The sequence below is a fragment of the Bacillota bacterium genome (assembly GCA_040754675.1).
Classification (GTDB): domain Bacteria; phylum Bacillota; class Limnochordia; order Limnochordales; family Geochordaceae; genus Geochorda.
On the sequence record JBFMCJ010000188.1, the window covers coordinates 1 to 7,635 of the forward strand.

At 70.8% G+C, this 7,635-nt stretch carries 7 protein-coding genes; 6 read left to right on the top strand and 1 reads right to left on the bottom strand.

Annotation, left to right across the window (positions count from 1 at the left end):
* Nucleotides 1–105 precede the first annotated feature (105 nt).
* From AB1609_11825 to ndk, 6 genes are all read left to right on the top strand, one after another.
* Nucleotides 106–630: a MogA/MoaB family molybdenum cofactor biosynthesis protein gene (locus AB1609_11825; GenBank protein MEW6047154.1), complete on the top strand. Its 525-nt coding sequence runs from the start codon at nucleotides 106–108 to the stop codon at nucleotides 628–630.
* Between the two features lie 63 nt (nucleotides 631–693).
* Nucleotides 694–1,035: a twin-arginine translocase TatA/TatE family subunit gene (gene tatA / locus AB1609_11830; protein ID MEW6047155.1), complete on the top strand. Its 342-nt coding sequence runs from the start codon at nucleotides 694–696 to the stop codon at nucleotides 1,033–1,035.
* Nucleotides 1,019–1,822 carry a twin-arginine translocase subunit TatC gene (gene tatC, locus AB1609_11835; protein MEW6047156.1) on the top strand — a complete coding sequence of 268 codons (804 nt, stop codon included), beginning with the start codon at nucleotides 1,019–1,021 and terminating at the stop codon, nucleotides 1,820–1,822. Before tatA ends, tatC (AB1609_11835) begins: the two co-directional genes overlap by 17 nt.
* 3 nt (nucleotides 1,823–1,825) lie before the next feature.
* Complete coding sequence (gene tatC, locus AB1609_11840; GenBank protein MEW6047157.1) at nucleotides 1,826–2,623, top strand: twin-arginine translocase subunit TatC; 798 nt, start codon at nucleotides 1,826–1,828, stop codon at nucleotides 2,621–2,623.
* A 189-nt stretch (nucleotides 2,624–2,812) separates the two neighbouring features.
* Nucleotides 2,813–4,498 (top strand): formate--tetrahydrofolate ligase, encoded by a 1,686-nt coding sequence (locus AB1609_11845; GenBank protein ID MEW6047158.1) that lies wholly within the window; start codon nucleotides 2,813–2,815, stop codon nucleotides 4,496–4,498.
* A 30-nt stretch (nucleotides 4,499–4,528) separates the two neighbouring features.
* On the top strand, nucleotides 4,529–4,942 hold the full coding sequence (gene ndk / locus AB1609_11850; protein MEW6047159.1) for a nucleoside-diphosphate kinase: 414 nt from the start codon (nucleotides 4,529–4,531) through the stop codon (nucleotides 4,940–4,942).
* Here ndk and AB1609_11855 read toward each other — a convergent pair.
* On the bottom strand, nucleotides 4,939–7,635 hold a 2,697-nt coding region (locus tag AB1609_11855), incomplete at its 5' end, for a VWA domain-containing protein (protein ID MEW6047160.1). The two genes, ndk and AB1609_11855, sit on opposite strands and share 4 nt — an antisense overlap.

Sequence of the window (7,635 nt, forward strand, 5' to 3'; positions counted from 1 at the left end):
GAAGGCCATGGAGTTCCTCGACGAGGTTCCCCAGGGTGAGGCGGCCGAGCTGCTGCGGCAGATGGTATCGGCCCTCGAAAGCCGCAGGAGTTAGGGTGGGCGCGCGTGGGCAGGCCGCAAGTGGAGAAGGCTGCTGCCCCGATCCGGGCGGCGGTCATAACGGTGAGCGACACCGTGGCGGCGGGGCAGCGGCAGGACAGGAGCGGCCCGGTACTGCAGTCGATGCTGCGGGAGAAGCTCGGAGCGGCCATTGAGTGGGCGGCGGTGGTTCCCGACGACCGGGAGGCCATCGCGGGGGCCATCCGCAGGGCGTGTGACCAACTGCGGCTCGACCTGGTGCTGACGACGGGCGGGACAGGCGTGGCGCCCCGGGACGTGACGCCGGAGGCAACCCGCTCGGTGCTGGAGAAGGAGGCGCCCGGCATCGCCGAGGCGATCCGGTGGGCAGGGCTCCAGAAGACGCGGGCGTCGATGCTGTCCCGGGCGGTGGCCGGGATCCGGGGTCGAACGCTGATCATCAACCTGCCGGGTAGCCCCCGAGGGGCCTCGGAGGGGCTGGATGCGGTGTGGGACCAGATCCCCCATGCGGTGGGGTTGCTGCGCGGGGAGATCGGGCTCCACGCCGGATAGAACAGAGCGAAGCGGGCCCGGCCCCAGCGCGGCCGGGCATGAGAGATGGGAAGTGCTTCTCGGATGTTCAACATCGGTCCTGCGGAGCTTCTGGTCATCCTGCTTCTGGCGCTGATCATCTTCGGGCCCGGCAAGCTTCCGGAGGTGGGCAGGGCGCTCGGGCGCACCATCAACGAGTTCAGGCGGGCATCCCAGGAGATTGAGACGGCCAGCCGCCCGTCGCCGCCTGCGAAAGCCTCTCAGCCCGCAGCGCCGGAGCCCCCGGCAAATCAGGGAGAGTCGGGCCAGACGTCGCCAGGCCAGGACGTGGCGCAGGTCCCGACGCCGCCGGCGGGCGGATCCCCGGATGGGGGCGAGCGGGCGAAGGATGGTTCCCCAGGGGAATCCGGTGGGCACGCGGCCTGACGCACGCACGCCTGCCGAACGCCTGAGCGGGTGGCGGGCGCGGCGGCAGCAGCCGGGCGCCGAGATGACCCTTACCGAGCACCTGGAGGAACTGCGCTACCGGTTGCTCATATCCATCGCCGCCCTGGCGGCAGGCTTGACCGGCGGGTGGCGGCTCACGCCGCACGTCATCGACCTGCTCGAGCGCAGCGCGGGGCGCCTCGTCGTGGTGACGCCCGCCGAGGGGTTCTTCACGTACCTCAAGATCGCCTTCGTAATCGGGCTGGCGATGGCGTCGCCGGTCATCGTCGCCCAGGTGTGGCTGTTCGTGGCACCGGCCCTGTACCCGCACGAGGTCTCGCTGGCGGCCAGGATTGCACCCGTAGCGGGCGTCCTGTTCGCCCTGGGCTTGGTCTTCGGCGGCGCCATCATCTACCCCGTGGCCATGCGCTTTCTCATCGGCCAGGCGGGGCAGGGGGTCACGCCGGCCCTTTCCGTGAGCCGGTTCGTCTCCTTTTTCACCGGTCTGGTTTTGCCGTTTGGGCTCGTCTTCGAGATGCCGGCGGCGGCCTATGGAGCCGGGCGCCTTGGGATCGTCGAGCCCGCGCGCCTTTCACGCCTGCGCCGGTGGGCTATCCTGCTTGCGTTCATCGTGGCGGCGGTTCTCACCCCGCCTGACGTGATCTCCCAGCTCCTCATGGCAGGGCCGTTGGTCGTTCTCTATGAAGTCTCGGTGGTGGCGGCGGCTTGGGGCGCCCGGGTACGGCGTGCCGCCCGCCCGGCAGGCGCCGTGAGCGACGCGAGGTGAACGATGGACCAGGACCGCCAGCAGGAGCAGACGCCGTGGGAACAAATCGGCCGGTACCTCGAGCGGTCCGAACTCGTCCGGAGGCTTGAGGGGTTCCGGCGCTACCTGTGGACGGCGCTCTTGGTCTTCACTGCCGGCTCGTTCGGCGCGTATTCGCTCGCGCCGCTCGTGCTGGAGGACATGAGGCGGCGGCAGCCAAGCGTTTCGGAGCTTGTCATGCTGGCGCCGGCCGAGGGGTTCCTGGTGCGGGTCAAGGTGGCGCTGGCGCTGGGAGCCGCGCTGGCCATTCCTCTGCTCATGCTGGGGGTCTGGGCGGTGGTCACGAGAGGCCGGCGCTGGACCAGGAGGCTCGTCACGTTCCTGTTCATCCCGGTCTCGCTGGGCCTGTTTGCCGTGGGAGCCTATTTCGCCTACGCCTGGGTGGTGCCGGCAGCGCTGCGTTTTCTCCTCGGCTTTGCGCAGGACAGGCTCGACCCCATGATCTCGGTGAACAGCTACGTCAACTTCGTGTTGACCGTGGTGGTCCCGTTCGGCCTGGTCTTCCAGCTGCCGCTCCTGGTCTTCTTCCTGGCTCGGGTGGGCATCATCAACCACCGCCTCCTGTCGCAGCGGCGGGGTTTCGCCATCGTGGGGATCGCGGCACTGGCCGCCGCCCTGACGCCAGGGCCCGACGTCTTCTCGCAGCTTCTCCTGGCCGTGCCCCTCATCGTGCTATACGAGGTCAGCATCTGGGTCGCGTGGATGGCCGCCCCGCGGGGGGTGGGGCAGGCGGCCGGGGCAGCGGCGCGGCCAAGCAGTTAACCCCCGTTTGTACCGTCGCACTGCACTGAGCCGTCCTCCCGGTCCAGCCCGGCAGGTTCGCCCGATTGGGGCCTAGAAAGCCTCCGGGGTGCGGCACCCTGATCGGGGGCAAAGTTCCGCAAAGAGGGAGGGGTGCGGCGTCAAGCCTCCCGCCGCCGGCCGGCGGTGGGCTTTTGCCGCGCGACGGACATGGAACGCGACGCCGAAATCAACCAGCGAGCGAAGCTGCGGCCAATCTGGGAGATCGCGGAGTCATTGGGACTGTCGGGCGACGAGATCGAGCCATACGGGCGTTACATGGCCAAAGTCTCTCTGCCGGCCATCCGGCGGGCGAGCGAGCGCCGGCGGGGCCGCCTCATCTACACGACCGCCATTACGGCCACCCCTGCGGGCGAGGGAAAGACGACGGTGGCCATCGGGCTGACCCAGGCGCTGGGGCGGATGGGAAAGAAGGCGGCGGTGTGCCTGCGCGAGCCGTCCCTGGGCCCCGTGTTCGGCGTGAAGGGAGGGGCCACCGGCGGGGGCTTGAGCCAGGTCGCTCCCATGGTGGACATCAATTTGCACTTCACCGGCGACATCCACGCCGTGGGGAGCGCCCACAACCTGCTGGCTGCCGCCGTGGACAACCACATCCACCAGGGCAACGAGCTGGGTATCGACCCCAAGCGCGTCTTCTGGCGGCGGGTCATGGACATGAACGAGCGCCAGCTCCGCCGCATCATCGTGGGCCTGGGCGCGCCGGCCGACGGGGTGATGCGGGAGACCGGGTTCGACATCACGGCGGCGTCCGAGGTCATGGCGGTGCTGTGCCTCAGCCGCGACATCGGCGACCTGAAGGACCGCCTCGGGCGCATGCTCGTGGCAGAAGGGCGCCCCGGGGCGGGCAGGAAGCGGGAGTGGATCGCCGCGCGCCAGATCGGCGTGGTGGGCGCCATGGCGGTGCTGCTCAAGGACGCGGTCAAGCCCAATCTGGTGCAGACCCTCGAGGGGCAGCCGGCGTTCATCCACGGAGGGCCTTTCGCCAACATCGCCCACGGTAACAACTCGATCCTGGCCACCCGCACCGCTTTGGGACTGGCCGACTACGTCGTCACCGAGGGCGGGTTCGCCGCTGATCTCGGCGCCGAGAAGTTCTTTGACATCGTGGTGCCCCAGACAGGGCTCGTACCGGACGTGGTGGTACTGGTGGCGTCGGTCCGGGCTTTGCACCACCACGGCGGGGCGGCCCGGTCCCGGCTGCACGAGTTCGACATGGAGGCGCTGCGGAAGGGCTTCTCCAACCTCGACCGCCACATCGCCAACCTGAAGAAGTACGGGCTACCGCTGGTGGTATCGCTGAACCGGTTCGCCTCCGACGACCCGCGGGAGGTCCGGGCGGTCATCGAGCATTGTCAGGACCTCGGCGTGCCGGCCGCGGAGACCGACGTGGTGGCGAAAGGCGGCGAGGGCGGGCTGAGCCTGGCGGAGGCGGTGTTCTCGGCGATGGAGAAGGGCCGGCCCGGCTTTCGGCCGATCTATCGCTGGCAGGAAGGGCTCGTTGACAAGATCGAACGGCTGGCCACCGAGATCTACGGCGCGGAAGGGGTGGACTTCACCCCGGCGGCGCGTTCGGCGCTGGACGACCTTACCGAGCGCGGATACGGGGAGCTGCCGGTCTGTGTGGCCAAGACCCAGTTCTCCATCACCGACGACCCCTCCAAACTGGGGGCCCCTTCGGGCTGGCGGCTGCAGGTGAGAGAGGTGCGGCCGTCGCTGGGGGCGGGGTTCGTCGTGGTCATGGCGGGTGACATCATGACCATGCCCGGGCTTCCCAAGGAGCCCGCGGCGCTCCGGATCGACATCGACGAAGAGGGATTCGTCACCAACTTGTCGTAGCGGTGGCCGGAAAGGTGCAGGTGGTCGTTCGTGGCGTGGGAGCGGACGCTGGTGATCATCAAGCCTGAAGCGGTGAAGGCCGGACTGATCGGCGAGGTGCTCTCCCGGTTCGAGCGCAAGGGGCTTCGCATCACGCGCATCCGGGACGGGCGGATCGACCGGGGCCTGGCCCGCCAGCACTACATCCATCACTCGGACAAGCCGTTCTTCGAGGGGCTGCTGGACGCCATCACGGCCGGCCCCGTCGTCTTCGCCCTCGTGGAGGGGCCCTCGGCCATCGCGCACGTCCGCAACCTGGTCGGCGCCACCGACCCTGTCAAGGCAAGCCCGGGGAGCATCCGGGGCGATTTCGGCCTGGAGCTTCCCTACAACATGGTGCACGCTTCGGATAGCCCGGAGACGGCGGAGGAGGAGATCCGCCGCTTCTTCGGGGAAGGCGCTTAGCGCCGTCGCTCCCTTCGCAACCGGGCAAGGTAGAGGCGCGCGGCTCGAGCCGGGTCGACGCCTGCGTCGGCGGGGCCGGTTCCGGAGGGCTCGTGCCGCCGGCGGGCCTCGCGCCTTGCCCGCGCCACCTCGCCGGGACCCGGCCGTCCCAGGTGCTGCAGGCGCTGCTTGAGGCCCCGGGCGAACGTGCCCAGGGCCGCCCGCGCTTCGGCGGCGAGCGCCGCCGGGGACTCGTGGACCTGCCGGACGGCCACGTCGCCAAGGAGAAGGGCCAGCCCCGCCAGCACCAGCAACGGCCAGGCCGGCCGGGACTCCCAGCCCCCGGGCGCCGCGGCGGGAAGCGAGGTGAGCCTGTCGGCTGCCGCGGCCAGGCCGGGCGAAAGAGGTGCCGGGGCGCCGTCCGTCTTTTCTGCGGTGATGTAGCCGAGCACCCGCCCGCCGGTCGCCCGCGCCACGGCAGCAAGTAGCGCCGGAGACGGCGGGTCCGGCTCGAACTCGGCGGCGTAGGACCGGACGACCACCGCCTGCAGTCGCACGCTGCCCAGCCTGGCGGTGGCCACGTACTCGCCCGGCTGGGCGGCGTCAAACCTGGCGGTGTAGCGGCCTGGGCCCTCCTGGGCCATCGCGACCTCCCAAGACCTGCCTGACGGCCCGCTGATGACGGCGGTTCCTTCCAGGAAGTTAACGGGTCGGCCGCCTGCGTCGAGCACTTCGGCGACCAGCGTCGCCCGGTCGCCTTCGAGTTCGGCCACAAGGTTCGATGACGCCGGCGGGCCGGGCGGCATCACCCACTGCACCATGCGGGCCAGCATCGGGCCGGCAAGGCCCTGGTCCTGCCACGCCTGCCCCCACGCGCCGGTCAGGCTCGAGGTGAACGCGGCCACGCGCCCCAGCCCCGTCCTCCAGGAGGCCAGGATGGGGTCGCCGTCTGGAGCGGCCAGGTAAACGGAGGCTCCCGGTTTTGGAGTGGTGGCCACGTACCCGGAGAGCCTGGGCCACCTCCTGCTCCCCGGTGGCAGCGGCCCCTCGCCTGACGGGGCCTGGCCCGTGGCGACCACGTCGACAGGCGACGTGACCAGCGCCGAGCGGGTGATGGTGATGGTTTCGGACGCGAAGATCTGCGGAAGGCGCCGCATGTCCCGGGTGAAGTAGAAGCGCCCCTTTCCCCACCTCGCGATGTCGGACAAAAGCGCCACGTCGGCGTCCTGGCCGATGGCGACGGCGCTGACCGTGATGCCCTCCGCGGCCGCCCGGGTGGTCACGGCCTCGAAGTCGGCAGCGGTGGACTTGCCGTCGGACAGCACGATGGCGTGGCGAACCATGGCGCGAGCTCCACGCAGGCTGTCCAACGCCTCGCGCAGGGCGGGGCCGAGCTCGGTCCCCCCGTCGGCCGCAAGCCGTCCCAGGCGCCGCATGACGCCCACCGGGTCCGAGGCTGCCTCCAGGGGCTGCACCCAGTGAGGTTGGCTGTCGAAGGCGATCACGCCGACGAGGTCGGAAGGGCTGAGCAGTTCCAGGGTCGCCGCGGCGGCCCGGCGGGCTGCGTCGAGCTTGGTCCCCGCGGCGTCCTGTTCGCCCATGCTCCCCGACTTGTCGATCACCAGCACCAGCGCCACCTGGGGAACCAGGAGCCTGGCCGGCACGTCCGCCCAGAGCGGCAGCACCTCCTCCAGCGGCGTCGAACGATACCCCCCGGGGCCGAACGCCTGCGGCCCGCCGAGCACCACGAGCCCCCCGCCCAGGTCGCGCACGAAGGCCGCCACGGCCTCCATCTGAGGGCGCGTGAGCCGGGTGGCCGCCACGTTGTCCAGCACGACGGCGGAGAACCCCGCCAGCTCCGCACGGGAGGCCGGCAGGCGGTCCGGCGGGACGGGCTCGACATCGATGCCCGCCGAAAGGGCAAGCCACCGGCTTCCGGCGTTCGAGGCGCTATCGCTCACGTACAGCACGCGGTCCTTCGCCCGCACCCTCACCGCGGCCTCGGCATGGTTGTTCTGGAGGTGGGTGTCGGCTTCGGCCCGCAACTTCAGCGCATAAACGGCGGCCGGCGCCCCGCCGTCGGGCCGGTCTTCGAACGCCACGCTCGACCACCCGGCGGGCAGTTCCACTCGCCCCTCCCAGATGGGGCTGCCGTTGCGCTCCAGGCGAAGCTGCGCCGGCTGGGCTTCGGAGGAGTACAGCCGCGACGTGAGCCGGAGGCTTTTGCCCTGCGCCAAAGAGAGGGGAGCCGCCAGCGCAGAAACGGCAGCTTCGGGCCGTGACAGGGCCAGAACCGGCACCACGTGCACGGGCGGAAGTGCCGGCCCCTCACCGGCAGCGGCGCCTGCAGCCCGCCCCGGGGAGCGCCGTGCGGCCTCCAGCACGCTGCCGGCCGTCTCCCGGCCGTCGCTGATGAGCACGATGCGCCCCCGGGTCCCGGCGCCGCCGGACCCTTCGGCGGCCAGCAGGCTTCCAGCTGCTCGGAGCGCCGACTCCAGGTCCGTCGTTTCGCCCGCATCACCGGTCGGTGAGGGCGGCGGCCCATCGGGGTCAAGGTGGGGCCCTGCGTAGGCCGCGGCCAGGCGAGGGCGCTCGCCGGCCTCGATGACCCACGCCCGGTCCTGGAGGCGCAACTTCTGGATGGCCCTGCGGACGAACGCTTCAGCCTGTGCTTTGGCTTGCGCCGGCAGGCTGTAGCTCGTGTCGAGGACAAA